Origin of the sequence: Fulvitalea axinellae, from assembly GCF_036492835.1 — a bacterium.
Lineage (GTDB): Bacteria > Bacteroidota > Bacteroidia > Cytophagales > Cyclobacteriaceae > Fulvitalea > Fulvitalea axinellae.
Genome location: NZ_AP025314.1, coordinates 4,767,494 through 4,789,767 on the forward strand (window position 1 = coordinate 4,767,494; position 22,274 = coordinate 4,789,767).

11 protein-coding genes are annotated in these 22,274 nt (G+C 48.4%); 4 read left to right on the forward strand and 7 right to left on the reverse strand.

What is annotated here, in order from left to right:
- Positions 1-367 precede the first annotated feature (367 nt).
- The 3 genes from AABK39_RS18655 to AABK39_RS18665 form a co-directional block, all read right to left on the reverse strand.
- A complete protein-coding gene (locus tag AABK39_RS18655; protein ID WP_338392820.1) occupies positions 368-814 on the reverse strand; it encodes a hypothetical protein in 447 nt (148 codons plus the stop codon).
- 68 nt (positions 815-882) lie between these two features.
- Positions 883-3,495, reverse strand: coding sequence for a DNA mismatch repair protein MutS (gene mutS, locus AABK39_RS18660; protein WP_338392821.1), 2,613 nt, complete (start codon positions 3,493-3,495; stop codon positions 883-885).
- A gap of 154 nt (positions 3,496-3,649) precedes the next feature.
- Positions 3,650-6,079, reverse strand: coding sequence for a cache domain-containing protein (locus tag AABK39_RS18665; RefSeq protein ID WP_338392822.1), 2,430 nt, complete (start codon positions 6,077-6,079; stop codon positions 3,650-3,652).
- A 162-nt stretch (positions 6,080-6,241) separates the two neighbouring features.
- Between AABK39_RS18665 and AABK39_RS18670 the strand changes: the two genes are divergently transcribed.
- Complete coding sequence (locus tag AABK39_RS18670; RefSeq protein WP_338392823.1) at positions 6,242-8,377, forward strand: hypothetical protein; 2,136 nt, start codon at positions 6,242-6,244, stop codon at positions 8,375-8,377.
- Between the two features lie 62 nt (positions 8,378-8,439).
- On the opposite strand, the gene AABK39_RS18675 is transcribed toward AABK39_RS18670, so the two are convergent.
- The gene (locus AABK39_RS18675) at positions 8,440-9,468 is read right to left on the reverse strand and encodes an RluA family pseudouridine synthase (RefSeq protein WP_338392824.1); all 1,029 of its coding nucleotides are present in this window, start codon (positions 9,466-9,468) and stop codon (positions 8,440-8,442) included.
- Between the two features lie 464 nt (positions 9,469-9,932).
- Here AABK39_RS18675 and glgP point away from each other — a divergent pair, with 464 nt between their 5' ends.
- A complete protein-coding gene (gene glgP / locus AABK39_RS18680) occupies positions 9,933-11,600 on the forward strand; it encodes an alpha-glucan family phosphorylase (protein ID WP_338392825.1) in 1,668 nt (555 codons plus the stop codon).
- 80 nt (positions 11,601-11,680) lie between these two features.
- Here the strand turns inward: glgP and AABK39_RS18685 are convergent, their stop codons facing one another.
- The 3 genes from AABK39_RS18685 to AABK39_RS18695 form a co-directional block, all read right to left on the reverse strand.
- Entirely contained in the window at positions 11,681-12,913 is a 1,233-nt protein-coding gene (locus AABK39_RS18685) for a sugar MFS transporter (RefSeq protein WP_338392826.1), read from the reverse strand.
- A 492-nt stretch (positions 12,914-13,405) separates the two neighbouring features.
- A complete protein-coding gene (locus tag AABK39_RS18690) occupies positions 13,406-15,808 on the reverse strand; it encodes an efflux RND transporter permease subunit (protein ID WP_338392827.1) in 2,403 nt (800 codons plus the stop codon).
- Positions 15,809-15,854: 46 nt separating this feature from the next.
- Entirely contained in the window at positions 15,855-16,046 is a 192-nt protein-coding gene (locus AABK39_RS18695; RefSeq protein WP_338392828.1) for a hypothetical protein, read from the reverse strand.
- Between the two features lie 319 nt (positions 16,047-16,365).
- Between AABK39_RS18695 and AABK39_RS18700 the strand changes: the two genes are divergently transcribed.
- Both AABK39_RS18700 and AABK39_RS18705 read left to right on the forward strand, forming a co-directional pair.
- On the forward strand, positions 16,366-19,272 hold the full coding sequence (locus AABK39_RS18700; RefSeq protein WP_338392829.1) for a DEAD/DEAH box helicase: 2,907 nt from the start codon (positions 16,366-16,368) through the stop codon (positions 19,270-19,272).
- 665 nt (positions 19,273-19,937) lie between these two features.
- On the forward strand, positions 19,938-22,214 hold the full coding sequence (locus AABK39_RS18705; RefSeq protein ID WP_338392830.1) for an ATP cone domain-containing protein: 2,277 nt from the start codon (positions 19,938-19,940) through the stop codon (positions 22,212-22,214).
- Positions 22,215-22,274: the final 60 nt, after the last annotated feature.

A 22,274-nucleotide genomic window follows, 5' to 3' on the forward strand; every position in this document is an offset into this window, starting at 1 on the left:
TCTTTTACCAAAACCGGAGCCGAATATCGCTCCGGTTTTTTATTTCGAAGTATCTGTTCGCCATTTATTCCCATCTGTTCGGGTTTGGGGCCTTCTGTTCTGCATTTTTTAGCGTTTGTTCGAAACTTTATTGCACACATACATAAATTCATTGCATTCATACAATAAAAATAGCATTCGGCCTGCTGTTTTGCGCATCTGTTCGCAGTTTTAAGCCGTCCGTTCGAACAATTACCGCACCCGTGCATGAACTCATTGTACCAATACAAGAAAAAAGCTATTCGTACGCATTATTATGGCGCCCATTCGGATGTTTACGGCTCTTGTTCGCTGTAGCAAGGCGTTTGCGCTTGGGTTTAACCCTCCATTAGCGCCTGATCATTCCCAACAGTTCTTCTCGCCCTTCCAACTGGTTCAGCAAGACAATTTCTTCCTCCGATTTGCCTTTTACCCTAACCGCACCGTTTTCATCAGTGACAATATCAGAAATCTCGTTAAGCGGAATGCTGAGCTTCGGCTGTTCAAAAGCGTGTTGTTCCAGTTTCTTACCGTCGAATGTGATGCGGAAATCCTTGAATCGAGTGTTTGCCTTTCGGACAAAGAAGCGCAAGACGAGTACGCCCGCAACCATTGCCGTGGGCAATACGATTGTGGCCACTTTCCAAAAAGCCTCATCGCTTTCGCGTCCATACCACAAACGGGCGGTGATGCCCGCCAGCACAATGATATCCAAAACGACACTCACCGCAATGGCTTTGGCCTTTTGCTTTTTGATGTAATCGGCGCTTAGCCTAAAAGTCTTTTTCTCTGTCATCGCTGCTTCTCCTTTTTTCAAAAATAAAAACTCCCCAGTGCTGTGGGGAGTCAAAACCTTTGCGGTTGTTATTTCATAACCTCTTTCAAGTCATTCAGCTTCATCATCGCCTCCAATGGCGTAAGCGTGTTGACGTCAATCTTTTCCAGCTTGTTTTTCAGCTCTTCCAGCCTTGGGTCCACGGCGTCGAAAAGGCTTAGCTGGTAATTGTTCGCCGGGATTTTGGCCACTTTCTCGGCCTGTTTTTCCTGAGCTTTTTCTTTTTCCAGATATCCGAGCACCTCGTTGGCGCGATCGACGATACCGTTGGGCATACCGGCCAACTGCGCCACATGGATACCGAAACTGTGGGCACTGCCACCCTCGCGGAGCTTGCGCAGGAAAATCACCTTGCCGTCGTGCTCTTTGACGGAGACGTTGAAGTTCTTGATCCCCTTAAAGTCGTTGGCCAACTGGTTCAGCTCGTGGTAGTGCGTGGCGAAAAGCGTCTTGGCTTTGCAGCGCGAATGATTGTGCAGGTACTCGACAATGGCCCAAGCGATGGACACACCGTCGTAAGTGCTGGTTCCGCGCCCAATTTCGTCCATCAGCACGAGGCTCCGTTCGCTGAGGTTGTTCATGATACTGGCCGTCTCGGTCATCTCCACCATAAAGGTAGATTCGCCTTTCGAGAGGTTATCCGAAGCGCCCACGCGGGTAAACACCTTGTCGGTAATGCCGATCTGGGCCTTGTCGGCGGGGACGAAGCTACCCATCTGCGCCATCAGCGTAATCAGCGCCGTCTGGCGGAGCAGGGCCGACTTACCGGACATGTTCGGTCCGGTGATTACGATAATCTGCTGGTCGCCGTCGTTGAGAAGCACATCGTTGGGCACGTAGCTCTCGCCGGCGGGCAGTTGGCGCTCGATTACGGGATGGCGTCCGTTTTTGATATCGATTTCCATTCCCTCATGCACGTCCGGACGAGTGTAGCCATGCGTTTCGGCGATATCGGCAAACGAGGCCAAGCAATCGAGCGTAGCGATCACTCTGGCGTTTTGCTGTACGGGCGTTACGTATTCGGCGGCGTTGCGCACCAGCTCCATATAGCGGCGTTGCTCGATTACGGTCAGCTGGCCCTCGGCGTTAAGGATTTTTTCCTCATACGTCTTCAGCTCTTCCGTGATATAGCGTTCGGCGTTGACCAATGTCTGCTTACGGATCCACTCTTCGGGCACTTTGTCCTTGTGCGCGTTCGAGACTTCCAGATAATAGCCGAACACCTTATTATAGGCGATTTTCAGGGAAGGAATCCCCGTGCGCTCAATCTCCCTTTGGCGGATTTGTTCCAAATGGTCTTTACCCGAAAAGGCGAGGCTACGGAGTTCGTCCAGTTCCGGGTCGATGCCGTCGCGGAATATTCCGCCTTGGTTGATCACCAACGGAGCGTCATCCTTGATCTCAGCCTCGATGCGGTCGCGCAAATAGGCGCAAGGGTTCAGCATATCGGCCAGTTTGAGCAATTCCGAATGCCCGTTTTCCTGAAGAAGCTCCTTCAGCGGTTCCACCTGTATCAAGGTTTTCTTCAGAAGCAAAAGCTCGCGAGGATTCACTCGCCCGACGGCCACTTTCGAAATCAAACGCTCCAGATCGCTGATATGACGGAAAAGATCGCTGATATCGTCGCGCAAGTCTTCGTCTTTATACAAAGCCTCCACGGCCGAGAGCCTGCGGTCGATGGCGTCTTTTTCTTTCAATGGCAAAAGCACCCACTTTTTGAGCATCCGTCCGCCCATTGGCGTAAGGGTTTTGTCCATAATCTGGATCAACGGAACACCACCGTCCTGTTGCGGATGAATAAGCTCAAGATTGCGGATAGTAAAGCGGTCGAGCCAAACGTAACGGTCCGCCTCGATGCGCGAAAGGGCGCTGATATGGGCCACTTCCTTATGCTCGGTGTCTTTGAGGTATTGCGTCACGGCGCCCGCGGCGATAATACCTTCGGTCAGTTCCTCCACACCGAATCCCTTGAGCGACTTTGTGCCGAAATGCTGGGTCAATTGCTCAAAAGCGAAATCGTAAGTGAAGGCCCAGTCGTCCAAGGCGAAGCTGTTGGCCTGTTCCGAAAAGATTTCGTTGAAACGGTCCTTTTGCGGTTTGGCGTAAAGAATCTCCGAGGGTTTAAGTCCCTGCACAAGGTTGTCCACGTACTGCGCCGTGCCGGTGGATAGCATGAATTCGCCGGTGGAAAGATCGAGGAAGGCCACTCCACAATCGTCCTTTTTTCCAAAATAGACAGAAGCCAGATAATTGTTGGTCTTCTGTTCCAATACGTTGTCGTTGAAAGAAAGGCCGGGCGTTACCAGCTCGGTCACGCCCCGTTTTACGATTCCCTTTACGGATTTTGGGTCTTCCAACTGATCACAAATGGCCACGCGATAGCCGGCGCGCACAAGGCGGGGCAAGTAGGCGTCGAGAGCGTGGTGCGGAAATCCGGCGAGCTCTATGTGCGAGGCGGAGCCGTTGGCCCGCTTGGTAAGCACGATATCGAGGACTTTGCTGGCCGTGACGGCGTCTTGGCCGAAGGTTTCGTAAAAGTCGCCGACGCGGAAGAGCAGCAGGGCGCCGGGGTACTTGGCCTTTATGGCGTTGTACTGTTTCATCAGGGGCGTCTCCTTGCCGGATTTCGTTTTCTTAGCCATATGTATCGTAAGGGATATTAAGTCTTGATTATCTGGCAAAGATAAGAAAAGATACGGGCGTGGCTAAACCGAACCCGACGGTAAACAAAAAGCCTCTTTCCGAACCCTTTGCCCAAGTTCAAAAAGAGGCTGTTTTTCTTTTTCAGAAACTGGTTTAGTCCACCACGCTCGAATTGATCACGTTGGGCAGAAACCCAATCATGCGAACGGCGCTCTCCTGCTTCATATATGTCATCATGCCCGCGAACATTTGCTCGGTTCCGTCTTCCATCCGCAACCGTGTTTGCAGCGCCAAACTGTTTCTTTGCTTAAGCAAACCGCAGAATTCTTCGCCGTTAAAATGCTGGTCAGCCACAAACTCTCCGAAATATTTTCCGACAACAGCCTTTTTCCCTCCGAGTTGTTCCAACGCAAACTTATTTCCGCCCTTAACCTCGCCTTGATCATCCATTTCCAAGATAAAACCATAACGGTCAAAGCCTTGCTCATGGATTTCGGAAGCCAGATTTTTACGGGCCAGTTCGCTCTGCGTCACCTGCATCTCTTCCATATTCTGACGCATTTCCTCCTCCTGCGTTCTCAGCTCTTCGGTAAGCACTTGCGACTCTCTCAAAAGGTGTTCCGTCCGCACGTTTGTCCTTCTATTCGCAACTGCTACGGCAACGCTTTCGCAAATCTTTTCGAGAAACTCCACCTCCGCTTCATCCCAAACATGGAAAGTGGCCAGCTCCAACACGCCCAACACGGTATCGTTGAGTTTAAGCGGAACCAAAATCAGACACTTCGGCAACGCTTTGCCCAAGCCCGAGGTGATGTTTAGGTAATCTTCGGGGATTTCGGTCATTAGACGGGTCATTCCTTCTCGGAACGTCTCGCCGGCCAGACCTTCGCCTACTGCAATTTCTTTATTTATGAATTTCTTTCGGCCGTAAGCATAGCACGCTTCCATTTTGAGTGTCCGCGCTTCTTCTTCAGAATCAGACACGATGAAAAACGCCCCTTGATTGGCTTTTACATATTTGATCAATTCGGACAAAACAGTCGCCAGCATATTCTCCGAAGTCGAATCCCGCAACATATTTCCGAACTTAGCAAGCCCTTCGTTATGCCAAGTACGCAATTTTTCCTCTTCGGCAACGGTTTTCAGGTTATCCCTCATCAGCAACAGAGAATTGCCCAGACGATCCTCATTTCCCAAAGGCTTAAACTCGGATTCAAGGTTTCCGTCACCGATATCCTGAGCGAAACGGGCGTATTCGCCGACGCCTTCTCTCATTCTGTTCATGGAAAGTACCATCTGCCCGAGTTCGTCTTGTCCGAGGTTTTGGATTTCGATTTCTTCCACCGATTCGCCCTTCGACATTTTCAACATGGCTTCCTTCACCCGTTCCACGATGTGGGTAATCTCACGGCTGAACAAGAACGCCACCAGAAGACTACCCGCCAACAGCAACAAGGACATCCCTATCATAAGTATGGTAATCGAAGAGGCCTTGCTTTCCACTCTCTCCAAAAAGGCCATGTGCTCTTTCTCATATGCGTCAAGATACACCGCCGTCGATATTATCCATCCGTAAGGCTTAAAATGGATGGAATGGGCCAGCTTATCCAATTTTTCGGAACCGCCTTCCCGGGAATATTGATATTCTGTAAAGCCGTCCCGTTCTAACGCAGCGGTCACAAAAGAGAGAAACAATTCGTTGCCGTTTATATCCTTATAGATGCCGGGAACCTTTTTGCCAACCAGCTCGGGACTTCTGTAATCATAGACTACTGTAGGTCTCGGTTTTTCGTCGGTCGTTATCCAAAAATACCCGTTCCCTTCGTCAAAACGCATATTCTTGACCTGCACGATCAGCCTTTTCCGGATCTCCTCTTCAAAACCTTTTACCGAAACCCCGGTAGTCACCACCCAATTCCATTCGGGGAAATAGCGGAAATACGACAGCTTCCGCTCCACTTTTCCTGTGTCAGGGTTTAGGAAATCGTAAAAATAAAAACCGAAACCTTTCTCTTTGGCCAATTTGGCCATCTCTTTAATCGCCTTGGAAGTCTGCTCCTTACCCGGCAATGCCAGATGAGGGCCGGTCATGGTTCCTTCAGCTTCGGGAAATATGGGATGGGCAACGATCAGCGGTTCTTCTTCGGCCGTAAAAATGAATACATATCCGGATTCCTGCTCCCCAAACCTGATGTCTTTGATCATTCTCAACATCTCGGCCTGTTCGATCAACTCGTTCTTTTTCTGGGCGCGTATCCGCTCGTGCTCATGCTCAACCAAACGAAAAACTCCCTCCACACCGTTTTGCAAGGCCGGACCGAAATGCTTTTCCATAAACGATTCTGAGTGCATAAGCTCATAACCGTTCGCCACGCTTTGGTAAGCCACCTCCGACAGTCTCCGCAAATTAGACTTCAGGTTTTCCGTCGTGGATTCCTTATTAGTCCGAATCTCTTCTTCCTTGAACTCATAAAGTTGCGTCAAGGCAAAACCGGAAGCGAGTAACAGGCCAAAAAAAACGAGACCCGAAAACGTTACCATCAACTTTATTCTCAATCCGTAATTGCGAAGGTTAAAGTCCATCAAAAATATGTGTTAAAGAAGCTCAAAAACATGTCATGATTGATTATCAACAAAAATACAATCTTCCCAAGGACAAGAAACTAATATAAATCATATCTCATTAATTAATATATCATTATCCGAATACCATTGACCTCATTTCACTAATGATGCAATTGTAAATTGAAAATATATGGCAAGATCTACACTCCCGAAGAACAAGCCGGCGCAAATGCCCGTTTCTTTCCAAAGCGCTTCCCGATGTTTCTTCCCCCCAAAAAAAGAGCGTTCCGCCAAAACCAATCTCCCACACACCAATCCACTCAAACTGAGACTATACAAGCTCTTTTTACTAAGGAAAAGCTGGAAGAAACGGTAAGGTCCAAAATAGCGAAGCAATACCGCCGTGAGGAACGGTTTATTCTATTGGGCGAAACAGGGGCTACCGAGTCGGAAGACGCGTCGGTAAAACAAACCGACAGCATGAACCGGCAATGCGAAAAAATCATGCGGACCCGGCTGTTTCTGGAATTCGCCAAATTGTTAGACCAATACCATCATCTGGAAAAAGAAGTAGCCTCAGTCCCGCCTCCCGAAAGTGCCACCAAGGCTATGCAAGCGTTTGACAAGGCTCTGGAAAACTACGAACAACTTCAGCTAAACCTTGCCAGGTGCAAAGCCATCGCCCTACATCCTGAGCAGTTCCGGGGACTGAAATTGCCCAAAGAACACTTCGAGATCGCCATAAAAAGCCTAGCGATCGTCCAGCCACAACCATTGTCCGAAGAGCAAATCGAAACCTTGCAGGAATTATTGGAACCGGAAACCATAGAGTTTGCCAAATTCGGGTACGAGGCGCTCAAGAAAATAGGCTGGATGAGACGAGTGGCCCTATTGGACAAAGTGGGAGCGAAACTCAGACAGGAAAAGGAAGAGCTGTTGAGCAAAAACCTTCCTTTATCTAAATTCAAAAAGAAAGTAGCGGAGATTGATCAGCAAATAGACATCGAGGAAAGCCAGATTCCGGTATTCCGGAAGTTGCGAGCGCTTCGGTTTTGTTCCAGAAACCCGCAGTCCGACACACTTCAGCCTGAACTCCGTAGATTGATTCACGATGCGTTGATCGAAAAATATATAGGAGAAAACCCAGAGACGGAAGAAACCAGCCTTGAGCAAAAGATAAGTAAATTGACGGAAGCGCAACAGAACGCCGTTAACAAAGCCGAAGAAACCCTCCGTACAAAATCACGAGAACTGCGAACGGCGATGGGCATGAAAGTAGCCACCGCCTGCGACGAGGACGGCAACCCGCTAATGGAAGGAAAATCAGCGGTATACCATAGCTTCGACGCCCGGAAAATGGAAATGCTCCACCACGCCCAAATGGAGATTCTCGATATTCTGGAACACTATATTTACCAATGGATGCGGGCCAACCCCATTGAGGACAGGCGGGAAGCCATGACCGCCACGCTTATCGATTTTCTGGACGACATACAAGAAGAGCATTATAACGTAGTGGCCAAAATGACCAAATTCGCCCTCCCGATCTGGACTCCGGACCTTTCCAGAATGTCCAAACGGCAATTTGAAAACCTTCAGGGGTTTTGGGGAGAATTGGTCGAAGGCAAAACGCATATCAACTACGGAACGTCCTTCGCACAGATTCCACCTTCTGTCGCCCGCGAGTGCCGTGGCGTTTATAACGCTATGTACGCCCGCCTGCTTTCGCGTCCCGAGGGCAGAAAACTCCTTCATTCCACCGCCTACGGGCACCTAACCGAAACGCACTTGGACCGGGCAGGCGTTCCCCAAACTTACCGTAGCCCAAATTTCGTGATCCTTGATCCCAAAACCGAGGGCCTCTGCGATCTTTCCATAGACGTACGTTGCGACGCCTCTTATACGCCACACGTCAAAACGCCTCCGGTTTGGCTGGATTCCGACCGATGGCTGATGGAGCACAAAAAGGAAAAAAAGCTATTCGGAAGCACTTGGGACAAACACGCCGTTCCCGTCCTGAATCCCGCATTCGTACAGTTCGGTTGCGCGCTTAGCCAAGCCCATGATCATCAACGAATGGGACCGCTTTCCGGTCTCGGACCAGCCAAAGGACTTTTGAAAACAGGCCAAGAAGAACGATTCCGTCCAAGAAGTCTAGAAAAATTCAGCCGGAAACGTAATCTGCCGGTCTGTCCCGCAACCGCAAAAATGTTCTACCAGATAGAAGCCGGGAACAAGCTACGGGCCGAACACGGCTTACCTACCGTAGACGGCGAAAAACCGCTTGCGGAAGCGCCGTTTTGGAAAGAGGATTAAAAAAACCGGAACCTCAAGGCTCCGGTTTCGATTTATTTTCCACTGTATTCGCCCAAAGCGAATTAGTTATACTTTACGTATTGTTCCCACTTCTCGATCACGTTCTTGAAGTCTTCCGGCAATTCCGAATCAAACTGCATATGCTCGCCCGTTACCGGATGCTCAAAGCCCAAAGACTTGGCGTGTAACGATTGTCTCGGGATCGTTTTGAAACAATTATCCACAAACTGCTTATACTTCGAGAATTTGGTTCCTTTCAGGATTTTATCCCCACCGTAAGTGGCATCGTTAAAGAGCGTATGCCCGATGTGCTTCATATGCGCACGAATCTGGTGCGTACGTCCCGTCTCCAGATTACATTGGATCAAGCTCACGTAACGCAGGTTCTTCAACACTTTATAATGCGTAATGGCGTGACGCCCGAAATCCCCTTCCGGAAAAGCGGCCGTGATACGTCTGTCTTTTAGGCTTCTGCCCAAATTGACATCGATAGTTCCCGTTTCGGTCTTGGGCTCGCCCCAAACCAACGCATAATAAGTTCTTTCGATGCTGTGGTCGAAAAACTGCTCGGCCAATCCGCGCATAGCGCGTTCCGTCTTCGCAATCACGAGTAAACCACTGGTGTCCTTATCGATTCGGTGTACCAAACCGGGACGACCCTCGTTGTTTTCCATCGTCGGGAGGTTTTTGAAATGGTAAGCCAAAGCGTTCACCAATGTTCCCGACCAGTTATTGTAAGCCGGGTGCACTACCATACCAGCTTCTTTGTTCACTACCAACAGGTGAGCATCCTCATATACAATATTGAGGGGAATATCCTCAGGCACCACTTCCGTATCACGCGGAGGCTCCGACATACTTACCGTCACTTCGTCGCCGGGGCGCACTTTGTAGTTCGCCTTCGTTTTCTCGCCGTTTACCTTTACGTTACCGTCCTTTATTCCGGCTTGCAAACGGTTTCTGGTCACGTTCGGCAAACGATCCAACAGAAACTTGTCCAGCCTCAATAGCTGTTGTTTCGGGTCGGCCACAATCCTTTGGTGTTCGAAAAGCCCTTCGTTATCCTCTTGTATATGTATTTGCTCCTCCATATCGTATATCTGTAGGCCCAGCCAAAGGGCCCGGCGCTCAAACAAGTCCGAAATTTACTTAAATTTCACCTTACCATAACGGTTCCTCATCTTTTTACGTACTTGGGCCATACAGAAACTGCGCTTAACGGGCTCCATTAGACTCAAAAACATTAAAAAGGAACTGCCATGGCCCATTTTCCCATTATTCGAAACGCCAGGTACCAAAACCCACTATTTCCCAGACCGTTTATTTAGAAAACTTCAGCCAATATTCGGCTAACGATAATTTATCGCCAAAGATTTATACATCAATCACTTAACGAGTATATTTGCCAGTGCCCCGATCGCCGTATTATGTACACCCTTGTAGGGTTTATATTATACGAACAGAAGTTCTTGAGGCATTTTTTTCCTCAATATCGGAACGTTCACAGCTTGGCGGGGTTACATTGTTTGATGAACAGAAACTAAAATCCAATACGATGAGTTTGCCTGAGGAATTCAGCCACGGATACGACTTCGATCCCAAATTCTCCAAAAGCGTAGCTTACTTCAGCATGGAGTTCGCCATTGATCAGCCTCTGAAAACCTATTCGGGCGGATTAGGCTTTTTGGCCGGCTCCCATATGCGGTCCGCTTACGAACAACGGCAGAACCTGATCGGTATCGGAATCCTTTGGAAATACGGATATTACGACCAAATCCGGAAAGGGGACCAGTCTATGGACGTTCTTTTTTCGGAAAAAAAATATAGCTTCCTTACCGACACCAGGATCAAGTTCAACATAGAGATCAACGGACACCCGGTAGCCGTAAAAGCCTTCTTCCTTAAGCCGGAAGTATTCGGGACCGTACCTATGTTTTTTCTCTCCACGGACCTTCCGGAAAACGATTACTTGGCGCAGTCTACCTGCCACAAGCTTTACGATTCCGACCCGTCGGCCAGAGTCGGCCAGAGTATTTTGCTCGGAGTGGGAGGGGCCACTTTATTGGAGAAATTGGGACACAAGCCCGAAATTTACCACCTCAACGAAGCGCACGCATTGCCGGCGGCCTTCCACGTGTACTCCAAAACTCGTAACGTGGAAGACGTGAAGAAAAGGTTCGTATTCACTACCCATACACCAGAAGAGGCCGGTAACGAGAAGCACGACATCAACCTGCTTGACCGGATGGGCTTCTTCTGCAACCTGCCACTCAAAGAGGTTCGGAAAGTTACAGGGATCAAAGACAACACTTTCAACCATTCGCTCGGAGCGCTGAGAGTATCGCACATTGCCAACGGAGTGTCGAAACTTCACGGGGAAGTGTCTCGCCATATGTGGGAAAAATATGACGATCTTTGCCCGATACACCATGTCACCAATGCCCAAAACAAAAAATATTGGCTTGAGCCCGACATGGAAGAGGCCCTGAACAAAGGGGATATCAAGAAAATCAGAGAGATTAAGCGCAAGCGAAAGATCAAACTGTTTGAGGAAGTGGCCGACCAAACCGGCAAACTCTTGGACCCGGACGTGCTTACCGTAGTGTGGGCCCGCCGATACGCCGAGTACAAGCGCCCGGACTTGATTACCCGCGACGCTGCACGGTTCCACAAGTTGATGAGACAAACGGAGCATCCTATCCAAATCATCTGGGCAGGAAAACCGTATCCGATGGACTACAACGCCATCCATACCTTCAACCATTTGGTCCGCCTTAGCGAGTCTTATGATAATATGGCCGTTGTGGTGGGTTATGAACTTCGTCTATCACGCAAACTCAAATACGGCTCGGATGTGTGGCTTAATAACCCAAGAATTACGCGTGAGGCCTCCGGTACCAGCGGGATGACCGCTGCCATGAACGGATCCGTAAACATCTCGACCGATGACGGCTGGATGCCGGAATTCGCAAAAGATGGCATTAATAGCTTCGTATTGCCTGCTGTGGATTTCAAAAAACCACACCACGAACAAGATCTCGAAGACCTGAACAACCTGTATGACATCCTCGAAGAAAAAATTCTTCCGATGTACTACAACAGCCCCGAAAAATGGGACGAGATCACTCTCAACAGTATGAGGGATGTTGTTCCGTACTTCGACGCCTCCAGAATGGTAACCGAATATTACGACGGAATCTACAACTTCGACGAACAACAATAAGCCTTACGGCAAATAACAAAAAGGTCGCTCCGACAACTTCGGAACGACCTTTTTCTTTCTGGACCTACAGCCCGAATTCTTTATTTGTTCAGCACTTTTGATCCCCAAACAGCATAGGAGAAGATATAGGCAAAACAAACCACTGGAACGATAAACGAGAACTGAATACCGCTAACGTCGGCCAAGTAACCTTGGATCAACGGAATGATGGCTCCGCCCAAAACACCCATAATCATGGCGCCGGAGGCTTTGCCGGTCAATTTTCCCATATCACGGATGCCCAACGGGAAAATACAGCCCCACATAACAGAAGCGAAAAGGCCCACGCCAACCAAGCTCCAAGCGGCTACCGATCCTGTGCCTACAATGGCAAAACCAGTCAGGATGGCGCCCATTACAGCCGCAGTCGACAATACCACTTCGTTAGAAATCTTAGACAGGATAGCGGAACCGATAAAACGCCCTACCATCAAACAACCCCAGTAAAGCGACACATAGAACGCGGCGTCACTGGCCTCCAAGGCCAAAATATCGTTCAACCCGATATAATCAATCATAAAAGTACCGATCGAAACTTCGGCGCCCACGTAGCAGAAAATCGCTAAAACTCCCAATACCAAGTGACGGTACGCCCAAGGGTTTCCCGCAACTTTTTCCTCAGAGCTTGTTTCGATATCGAGTTTCGGAAGGTTTAGTTTATTTACGATAAACGCCAAAGCGAACACAAAAATAGCAACGCCCACATAAGGCAATTGTACGGCGGCGGCTTTCTCGGCCACGGTAGTCGCTTTCTCAGCGGCGCTCAAAACTAAAAACGAAATGAAAATCGGTCCGATCGTCGTTGCCAATGAGTTAAAACCTCCCGCTAGGTTTACTCTTACAGAAGCCGTTTCCGGATCGCCCAAAGCGGAAATATAAGGGTTACAGGCTACCTGAAGGATAGTTACGCCCGTTCCCATCACAAACAGCGAAAACAGGAACGCCGGGAACGAAATCCAAAGCCCGGCGGGATAAAATCCCAAAAGGCCAAAGGCCAAAAGACATAGCCCCACCACAATTCCTTTATGGTACCCTGTCTTGTTCAACAGCATACTTGCGGGCGTAGCCATAACAAAATAGGCCAGAAAAAACGCGAAGTTTACCAAATTTGCCTCCGTGTTATTCAAATCGAAAACACCTTTCATGTAAGGCATCATCAGATTGTTCATAACCGTTACCAGTCCCCACACGAAAAACAGCGAGGTCATAATAGCCAAAGGCCCTCTGTAGTCAACCTTTTGCTTTTTTTCGGTGATTATATTTTCGCTTCCCATGAATTTTAAATTATGGATGAATTAATTCCCTACTCACTTTCCCTCTCCTTCCAAACGAAAAAGATTAGGCACTATTTTACTGGTTCACAGCCTCTGGGCTGTCAAATTTTTATTTCGGTCAAAATCCAGTTTTAGGGCTACAGAAACGACTATTTTCCGGATAGCGTGACTGTCAGGGTTGGTCTGGTTGCTGTGGAAAGCAAATGTAGGAATTAGAACCCTATATATGAAATGGTATTCATTTATAATTTCGGAAACGACATCCCGTAAGCCGGGTAATGCTTATTATCAATGAATTAATAAGTTGCCAAATGAGTCCAAAAGTGCCCCTAAACCATCTTAGGATCAATTCTAAGATTCTCCCCGATGTCAGTGACAAGGGATAAACCTCCTTTCTGTTTTATAAAAAATGAAAACACAAAGGACTAAAAACAAAAATCCCGAAGGGGGTACCCTCCGGGATTTTTTCTCTTTTTAAAAAGAAAGGCTCGATCAGCCCTTTTCTCCCAAATCCAGTTGTCCCAAGTCTATTTCCTCATCGTCGTCCTCATGATAGAACTCCTCGAAGTGCTCTACCAAACCGTCTCCCTTTTTGCGTTTTCCGTTGTCGAAAACCATCAGTAAGGCCGGCAACACGACCAAGTTGGTAAGCATGGCCATCAACAGCGTGATTGAGGTCAGCAAACCGAGAGCCTTCGTGCCCCCGAACTCCGAAAAAGCGAAGATTACGAAACCGAAAAACAGCACGATGGAAGTATAAATCATGCTTGAGCCCGTTTCCTTCAGCGTTTTGGATATCGCCACAGGCACAAAGAAGCGATTGGCGAACAGTTCCTGACGGTATTTGGCCAAGAAGTGAATCGAGTCATCCACGGCGATACCGAAAGTGATACTGAAAATCAGCGCCGTGCTCGGTTTCAGCGGGATTCCGAAATACCCCATCATTCCGGCGGTCAGGATAAGGGGAATCATATTCGGAATAAGGGAAATCACGATAATTCGCAGACGCTGGAAAAGCAAAGCCATCAGGATCGCCACAATCAGGAAGGCCAGCAACATACTGGTGATAAGGTTGTCGATCAGGAAATTGTTTCCTTTTACAAACAGCAGGGTAGTCCCTGTAGGACGAACCGTAATTTTGCCGTCTTTTCCGAATACCTTATCTATTTCAGGCTGAATTCTGTCTTGAATCAACTCTCCTAATTTCTTTGATCCCACATCCGCCACCATGCAATTGATGCGCATTATCTGGCCTGTGGAATCCACAAAGGATTTGATCAAGCCCGAACTGTCATCCTGATTGTCCAGATAGCGGAGGATAAAGTTTTTCTCGCGACTGTTCGGCAGACGATAGTATTTCGGGTTCCCGTTATAATAAGCCTGAGTTGACGCCTTGATCAGCGTAGTGATCGATATAGGTTGGGAAATTTCCGGCTGAGCCGCCAAGAAAGTCTCCAGTTCGTTTACCTTTTTAAGCGTGCTGAGTTTCATTACGCCCCTTGGTTTTCCCGTATCCACAACAAATTGCAAAGGCATCACGCCTCCAATATTTGATTCGAAAAACCTCAGGTCGCGCTTGATCTGGCTATCCTCCGGAATATCGTCCACCATATAAGAGATGGCTTTCATCTTTGTAACCCCGAAAAGGGCCACACTCACGAGTATACCCGAGAAAAGGAAAATCCGTCTAGGGTGGCGGTGAACCTGCAGATCAATCATGTCCAGCAAACGGGTCTGCAACTTCGAATCAAGATGCTTGAGGCGCTTTCCGTGCGGCGTCGGCAAGTAGCTGAACACGGCAGGGATAAAAATGATGCTGACCATAAACGTAGCCAACACGTTAATACCCGCCACGATTCCGAATTCTTTCAGTAGGGTAATCTGCGTAAAACCAAGCACGATAAATCCGGCGGCCGTAGTGAAGTTGGTAATCAATGTCACCACACCCACTTTACGAATCACAACACTAAGCGCTCGTGCCTTATTGCCGTGTTTGGCTGTCTCCTGATGGTACTTATTCAGCAAATAAACACTGTTCGGAATCCCGATCACTACTATTATAGGCGGAATCAGGCCTGTAAGCATAGTCACTTTAAATCCAAAAAGCCCCAGTGTTCCGGTACTCCAGATTACGATAATGAAAATCAGGATCATCGGTACGGCCACGGCGTCCCACGAGCGGAAGAATACCCACAGAATCAGCGCTGTCACCATCAACGACAGCACCAAAAACATCTGCAACTCGGCTTTTACTTTGGTGGAAACCACCGCCCTGATAAACGGCAAGCCCGCATAGCGGAGCTGTATTCCCGTTTCCTCACTAAACTGGTCGCCAGCGCGCGTGATATCGTCCATCAACGCAAAACGCTTGGCAGAGTTCAAATATTCTTTCTGTATAGAAAGCAACAGGAATGTCGCCCCGTTTTTTGGATTGAAGATTTGCCCAGCGTAAAGTTTCTGCCCTTTGGCCACTTTCAGCAAGCTGTCCAGTTGCTCTTGGTTATCCGGCAAGGGATTAAAAATTTGCTTGGCCTCAAACCGTTTCTCCTTGGCATTTTTGGTCAACTTAAGTACTCTCGGCAAAGAGAGCACATTGTTAACCCCCTTGATTCTGGCAAGCTCATCGCCCAAATAAGCGAGTTTCCTAAACTTGTCCGGCGTATACACCGACTTGTCCTCCAACCCGACAGCCAGAATATTTCCGTCTTCCCCGAACTTATCCTTGAACTGGCTAAAAAAAACCATTTCGGGGTCATCCTTGGGCACTGTCCCTCCAAAATCGTAGCTCATTTCCACCTTCATGGCATACTGGGCCATAAAAACAGTCATGATTCCCAAGGCAATGATCCAGTAAAGCCTGTGCTTGAGCACAGAGTGCGCTAACTTATTCCACATATCCTATATCACAATTGAGGCTACTCCGCACGGACCGCAGACCGCGTTACTTTTCCTCTCTGTCCTTACTCATTTTCCTGATGTAGCGATCCAACCCAAATGCGACGCCACAAAACCCCAAGGCCACCAAACCGCCCGAAACAGCGAAACGCTCGTCTCGTATGCTAACCCAAAACGAGGCCATGGTAAAGAAAATCAAAACCCAAAACAGGATTTTGAGATATTTAGTGTTTTTCATCTCTTTCCGTTTTTCCGAAGAGCGCTACGGTCACGTACGAAACTCCCCGATTCGCAAATATAGGGATTCCATTGACCTATAACCCCCGAAAAGACAATTTAGAGAAACCGTATTTCCCGATTTGCCTCATACCCAATCAGCCACCAAAACTGAAACCGTAGTTATACGGACGGCGAAAAATTGTCTTTACTCTAAAAACAGTGCTAAAAAGGACTTTTTTTACCTGATTTCGCTCTCTCAATCTTAAAATTTAGAAGCCTCCCTTCATTCTTTCTCCACTTATTCACTACTTTGCGACTTAGCGTTTTTTGGATTTCTTATGGAAGTATCGAGATCACTGCCGGCTAAGATCGTCTATTCCTTGTTCCAGCACGAGGACTTGGGGTTCCTTTTCGAATCCTTTATGGTACAGCTTGACCAAAAAGGTAGGCTGACTTTCCAATATCAGAACATTTCCGCACAAAACTCACACGAGTTTGCGCACGCCCTCGACGATGTGGACTACCAGCTCGTGGAGTTGATGGACTCCATGCAACAGGAGGTCGTTGTGCCGAAGTTTTGTAAAAAGCCGATCAAACCGATTGATTTCTTTATAAAATATTACCGTGTCCCCAAGTACGAGGACCAGTACAGAAAACCCATCGAAGCGTATTTGGAGAAAAAGCGAGCCAAGATTCTGGAATTGATCCAAACTCACGGCAAACAGCTTTACGAGATGGGTAACGACGGCGATCCGACCCGTTACCCGGTAAAAGTGTCACCGGAGAAATCGACGATACTTTTCCATTTCCGCCGAAACGCAAACGATACGCACTACTTCCCTACAATCAAAAACGAAGGGGAAAAGGTTGAATTCCGTAATTCGGGAGCTTTCCTACTTTGTCATGATCCGGCTTGGATGATCTGCCGAAACCAACTTTACGGTTTTGAGCGTTACGTGGACGGGAAAAAACTAAAGCCTTTCCTCAACAAGAAATTCATACTGATCCCCAAAGCCCTCGAAGAGAAATACTACTACAACTTCGTGTCAAGGCTAATCGAACAGTACGATGTATACGCCAAGGGCTTCGAGATTGTCACACGGCGCCCGCAGGCATCTTTCCTGTTACGTTTCTCCGAAATATCCGATTCCGAAGAAAGTAACCGGGTATTTATTGAGCTGATGGTCCGCTACGAAGAGTTCCTCTTCCGGGCCGACGGCGGAAATACCGTCAGCGTGCAAGCCGAAAAGGTCGGAGCCGACGATTATGTTTTCCATCGCATTGGCAGAAACGTCAGACACGAAAGCGCCGTCACCGACGAACTGGCCAGAAATGGGATAGAACTGATTAAGGGCGTAACGGAGATGCCAGCTTCACAGGCGTTGGAGATCATCGGAACGAATTGCGACTCTTGGGCAGAGCACCTGGACCTGAAAGTGGAGCAGGGCGAATCCAAAAATGGATCGCGCTATTTCCTCGGAAAACCGACCATCAGTCTGGAGGTAAAAGAGAGCATCGACTGGTTCGATATCCACGCCGTGATCAAATTCGGGCCGTATCGTATTCCTTTCAAGGAACTTCGGCACCTGATGATCAACAAAAAAGGGGAATTCAAATTGCCTAACGGCGAAATAGCCGTAATCCCATCGGAGTGGCGCCTTGAATATTCCGAACTTTTCGCCTTCCTCGACGACCACGAAGAGGACTGCGACAATACCATGCGTCTGAAAAAATTCCACGTCGCACTGCTCAACGAGCTCAAAGAAAGCGAAGTGGCCAAGATATCGATGGACAGAAAACTTGCGAAGCTCCGCGATTTCTCCTCTATCGAAGATGTCGATATTCCAAAAAAATTCGAAGGCGAACTGCGCCCGTACCAGAAGGCCGGTTACAATTGGCTCAATTTCCTGAGGAAATTCCGCTTCGGCGGTTGCCTAGCCGACGATATGGGACTCGGTAAAACGGTGCAGACACTCGCTCTATTGCAAAAAACAAAAGAGGAGGGAGCCGAGAACGCATCCTTGCTCATCATGCCCACGTCCCTAATCTACAACTGGCAGGCCGAGGCACGGAAATTCACGCCCGACCTCAGAGTGTTCACCTACACGGGTACGAACAGGGTAAAAGATCCGGAAATCTTCAAGGATTACGACCTTATCCTGACTTCATACGGCATCGCGAGGCTCGACATCGACATTCTTTCGAAATATTACTTCAATTACGCGATTCTCGACGAATCGCAAATGATCAAAAACCCGGGCTCCAATATCGCCAAAGCCGTGGGCGACCTCCGTTGCCAACATCGTTTGGCGCTCACGGGCACGCCGCTGGAAAACAGTACGCTCGATTTGTGGTCGCAACTCAACTTTGTGAACCCGGGACTTCTGGGAGGCCAGACATTCTTCAGAAACGAATTTCTGAATCCAATCGAGAAAAAAGGCGACGAAAAGAAAACGCATAAGCTCAACGCCATCATCAAGCCTTTCATCCTCAGGAGACACAAATCGCAAGTGGCTACCGAGCTTCCGGAGAAAGTCATTCAGGTGAAATATTCCGTAATGACCGACGAGCAGGAGAAAGCTTACGAACAGGCGAAATCCACATTCAGAAACAAGATTCTGGACGAGATAGAGACCCACGGCGTCAGCAAATCCCATTTCCTGCTTTTGCAAGGCCTTACCAAACTACGCCAGATCGCCAACCATCCGAAAATGGCGTTGCCGGAATACGAAGGCGACTCCGGAAAATCGCAGGAAGTGCAGAAGATGATCGTCAAAGGCATAAAAGGTGGGCACAAGATTCTCGTGTTTAGCCAATTTGTCAAGCACCTTACGCTGGTACGCCAATTCCTCGACAAAGAGGAAATCGAATACGCCTACCTCGACGGAACAACCCGCGACCGCGAAAAGCAAGTGCAGTCGTTCCAAGAGAACGAAGACATAAAAGTTTTCCTGATTTCGCTCAAAGCCGGCGGTGTAGGCCTTAACCTCACCCGCGCCGACTACGTCTTTATCCTTGACCCGTGGTGGAACCCGGCCATCGAGGCCCAAGCCGTGGACCGGGCTCACAGAATCGGTCAGATGAACAAGGTTTTCACTTACAAATTCATCGGGAAGAATACTGTAGAGGAAAAAATTCTCGCTTTGCAAGAGAAGAAAAACCGCTTGGCCGGAAACTTAATCGTAACGGAAGAAAACTTTATGAAAGACCTCAGCCAAGAGGATATTGAGAACTTATTGGCCTAACTCTAAAATCAGTAGCTGTAAATAATACAATTATTATTATAAGAGTCCATTTCGGGTGAGAAATCGATCGAAAGACTCGCCAGAACGTCCAAATACTGATTTTAGTTTATATTGGCGAAAAATAATACATTAACTTTCAGTCGAGAGAAAAACAAAACGGGTCAACGTTTTTTTGCGTTGGCCCGTTTTATGTTCAGCTCGAATCCCCATGCCGGCCACTATCAACCCATACCTTAAAAATCGCTTCTCTCCCTACCGTCAGCCCCGATTACAAAAAAATACGGATCAATCATTTGAATTATGTAAAACCTTAAAAATCAAGGTTTTGAAATTTTATCAAATAAAAAGCAAACCTGTTTTTCTTGAATTCGTAGAGCTTTTTTTTTGACATTTTTTTTTGTCGCCATAAAGCTTTGTGTCTAAAACCTTTAATTAAAACGCACTCCAAAACGGGCTTTTTTACTGTGTCACCTTCCTTGGATTTATCTCTATCTTCAACTACATTTACTATCGCTTCAAACGGGGACAACCGTGTTTTCCTTAAATCCGGCCCTGTTATGATTCATGCTTAACTTTCGCAAGTTAGGCCCGAATTTTGCCCATCACCAATCAAATCGCATAAGTTACAATATTGGTAGAGTCCATTTACCGAAAACAGAATCCCTATGTCCACAAACACGACGTCAACAAAAAAAACTAAACCCGAAACCCTATTGAGCAACGAAAGCGTCAAGTATCCCGAGACCATCGTGAAACGCAATGGCCAAACGGTGCGCTTCGATGTGTCCAAAATAGAAAAGGCGATCAAGAAGTGTTTCAAAGAGCTTGAAGACAAGCCAAAAGCCGATCCGGCGAAGCTTGCGAAACAGGTAGCCAACATAGTGGCGGCACACTTGGAAACCCCAACCGTGGAAAGCGTTCAGGACAGCGTAGAAATGGTGCTCCAAGCCGCGGGCGAGTACAAAGCCGCAAAAAATTATATCCTTTACAGGGCGGAACACGCCAAACTGAGGGAAAACAGACCCGTACCGCCGGAAGTTCAGGAAGCTTTCGCCGCTTCGGACAAATACTTTCCTTCCCAACTGCAGAAGTTTCAGTTTTATGACAAATACGCCAGGTTCTCTTACGAGTCGGGACGTCGCGAGACGTGGATCGAGACCGTGACCCGGGCAGTGGACTTTCTTAAAGAACTTTCGGACAACAAACTTCCGGCATCGGACTACGAGCGCTTAAGAAAAGGGATTCTTGAGATGAAGGTGATGCCGTCTATGCGACTTTTGGCCATGGCCGGACCAGCCGCCAGACGTAACAATATCGCTATTTACAACTGCTCGTACCTGCCAGTGGACTCTATCGACTCTTTCGTCGAAGCCCTCCTGATTTCGATGAGCGGTTGTGGCGTCGGGTATTCCGTGGAAAGGGATTACGTGGAAAACTTCCCGAGAATCAAGCGCCAAACGGGCGAAGCGCCTAAAAAACACGTGGTGGAAGACACCACCGAAGGTTGGTGCGACGCTTTGCGTACTGGTCTGAAAAGCTGGTTTGAGGGTGAGGATGTAGAATTCGATTACTCTTTGGTAAGGCAGGCTGGCGCCGTATTGCAGATCAAAGGTGGGCGCGCCTCAGGGCCCGAGCCTTTGCGCCAGTTGCTGGACTACGCCAAAAACAAAATACTCGCGCGCCAAGGCAGTTTCCTCAGAACGCTTGACGCGCACGACATCATGTGTACAGTAGGTACTGCCGCCGTATCGGGCGGTGTGCGCCGTACGGCCATGATTTCCCTCTTCGACTTTGACGACTACGAAATGCGCCACTGTAAAGACGGCGATTTCTGGCGTCATGACAGCCAGCGCTGGAACGCCAACAACTCGGCGGTTTGGCCAAGTCGCGAACTTTCGCAAGCCGAAATCTCACGCTACCTTCTCGATATGGTAGAGTCGGAGAGAGGCGAGCCGGGAATCTTCAACCGCCGTTCGGCCTTGAAGACCGCTCCGGAAAGAAGAAAAGAAGCCCGCTTCGGCACAAACCCTTGCGGAGAGATTATTCTCCGTCCGTTCCAGTTCTGTAACCTTTCGGTAGCTGTCGCCCGTCCGGAAGACTCTCTTGAAACACTGAAAGAGAAAGTGGAATTAGCCACTATCATCGGAACTTTGCAGTCTATGGCTACGCACTTCCCGGGCTTGAGAAAGCAATGGGCCGAAAACTGCCAAGAAGAGCGCCTGCTCGGCGTGGATATCAACGGCCAGCTCGACTGCCCGCTTATCCAGAAGCCGGAAGTAATGGACGAACTCCGCGAGCACGCCGTAGCCGTAAACGAAAAGTACGCGTCTACTTTGGGCATCAACCAATCCGTTTCGGTTACTTGCGTTAAACCTTCGGGTAACTCTTCGCAGTTGCTCAACTGCTCGCCGGGTATCCACTCGCGTTGGTCAGACTACTACATCCGTAACGTAAGGGTAAATACGAACACCCCTATTTTCAAAGTATTGAAAAACTCGGGCGTGCCGATGGATCCCGAAAACGGACAGACTGTGGAAAACGCCACAACTTGGGTAGTTCATTTCCCAGTAAAATCGCCAGACGGAGCCATCACCCGCAATATGCGCAGCGCTTTGGAGCAATGCGAATATTGGTTGACCAACAAGGTTCACTGGACCGAACACAACCCAAGCGTTACGATCACCTACAAGCCGGACGAAGTATTGGACATCATCCGCTGGACGTGGGAAAACCAAGAACGCATCGGCGGAATGACATTCCTGCCAGCCTTCGACGCCCAGTTCGACCAGATGCCTTATATGGAAATCTCGAAAGAACAATACGAAAAGAGCATCGCCGAATTCCCGGAAATCGACTTTGCGAAGATATATCGTTACGAAGAGGAAGATTACACCACCGCCGCTCAGGAACTTGCCTGCATGGCCGGTCAGTGCGATATCTAAACCTTCTTGGCTAGGACTAAAAAAGCCCTTCCGTTCATCGGAAGGGCTTTCTTGTTTATG

Excerpts from the sequence above, each read along its gene's own strand:
- AABK39_RS18655 (WP_338392820.1), bottom strand. The coding sequence starts at position 814 with ATGACAGAGAAAAAGACTTTTAGGCTAAGCGCCGATTACATCAAAAAG.
- mutS (WP_338392821.1), bottom strand. The coding sequence starts at position 3,495 with ATGGCTAAGAAAACGAAATCCGGCAAGGAGACGCCCCTGATGAAACAG.
- AABK39_RS18665 (WP_338392822.1), bottom strand. The coding sequence starts at position 6,079 with ATGGACTTTAACCTTCGCAATTACGGATTGAGAATAAAGTTGATGGTA.
- AABK39_RS18675 (WP_338392824.1), bottom strand. The coding sequence starts at position 9,468 with ATGGAGGAGCAAATACATATACAAGAGGATAACGAAGGGCTTTTCGAA.
- glgP (WP_338392825.1), top strand. The coding sequence starts at position 9,933 with ATGAGTTTGCCTGAGGAATTCAGCCACGGATACGACTTCGATCCCAAA.
- AABK39_RS18685 (WP_338392826.1), bottom strand. The coding sequence starts at position 12,913 with ATGGGAAGCGAAAATATAATCACCGAAAAAAAGCAAAAGGTTGACTAC.
- AABK39_RS18690 (WP_338392827.1), bottom strand. The coding sequence starts at position 15,808 with ATGTGGAATAAGTTAGCGCACTCTGTGCTCAAGCACAGGCTTTACTGG.
- AABK39_RS18695 (WP_338392828.1), bottom strand. The coding sequence starts at position 16,046 with ATGAAAAACACTAAATATCTCAAAATCCTGTTTTGGGTTTTGATTTTC.
- AABK39_RS18700 (WP_338392829.1), top strand. The coding sequence starts at position 16,366 with ATGGAAGTATCGAGATCACTGCCGGCTAAGATCGTCTATTCCTTGTTC.
- AABK39_RS18705 (WP_338392830.1), top strand. The coding sequence starts at position 19,938 with ATGTCCACAAACACGACGTCAACAAAAAAAACTAAACCCGAAACCCTA.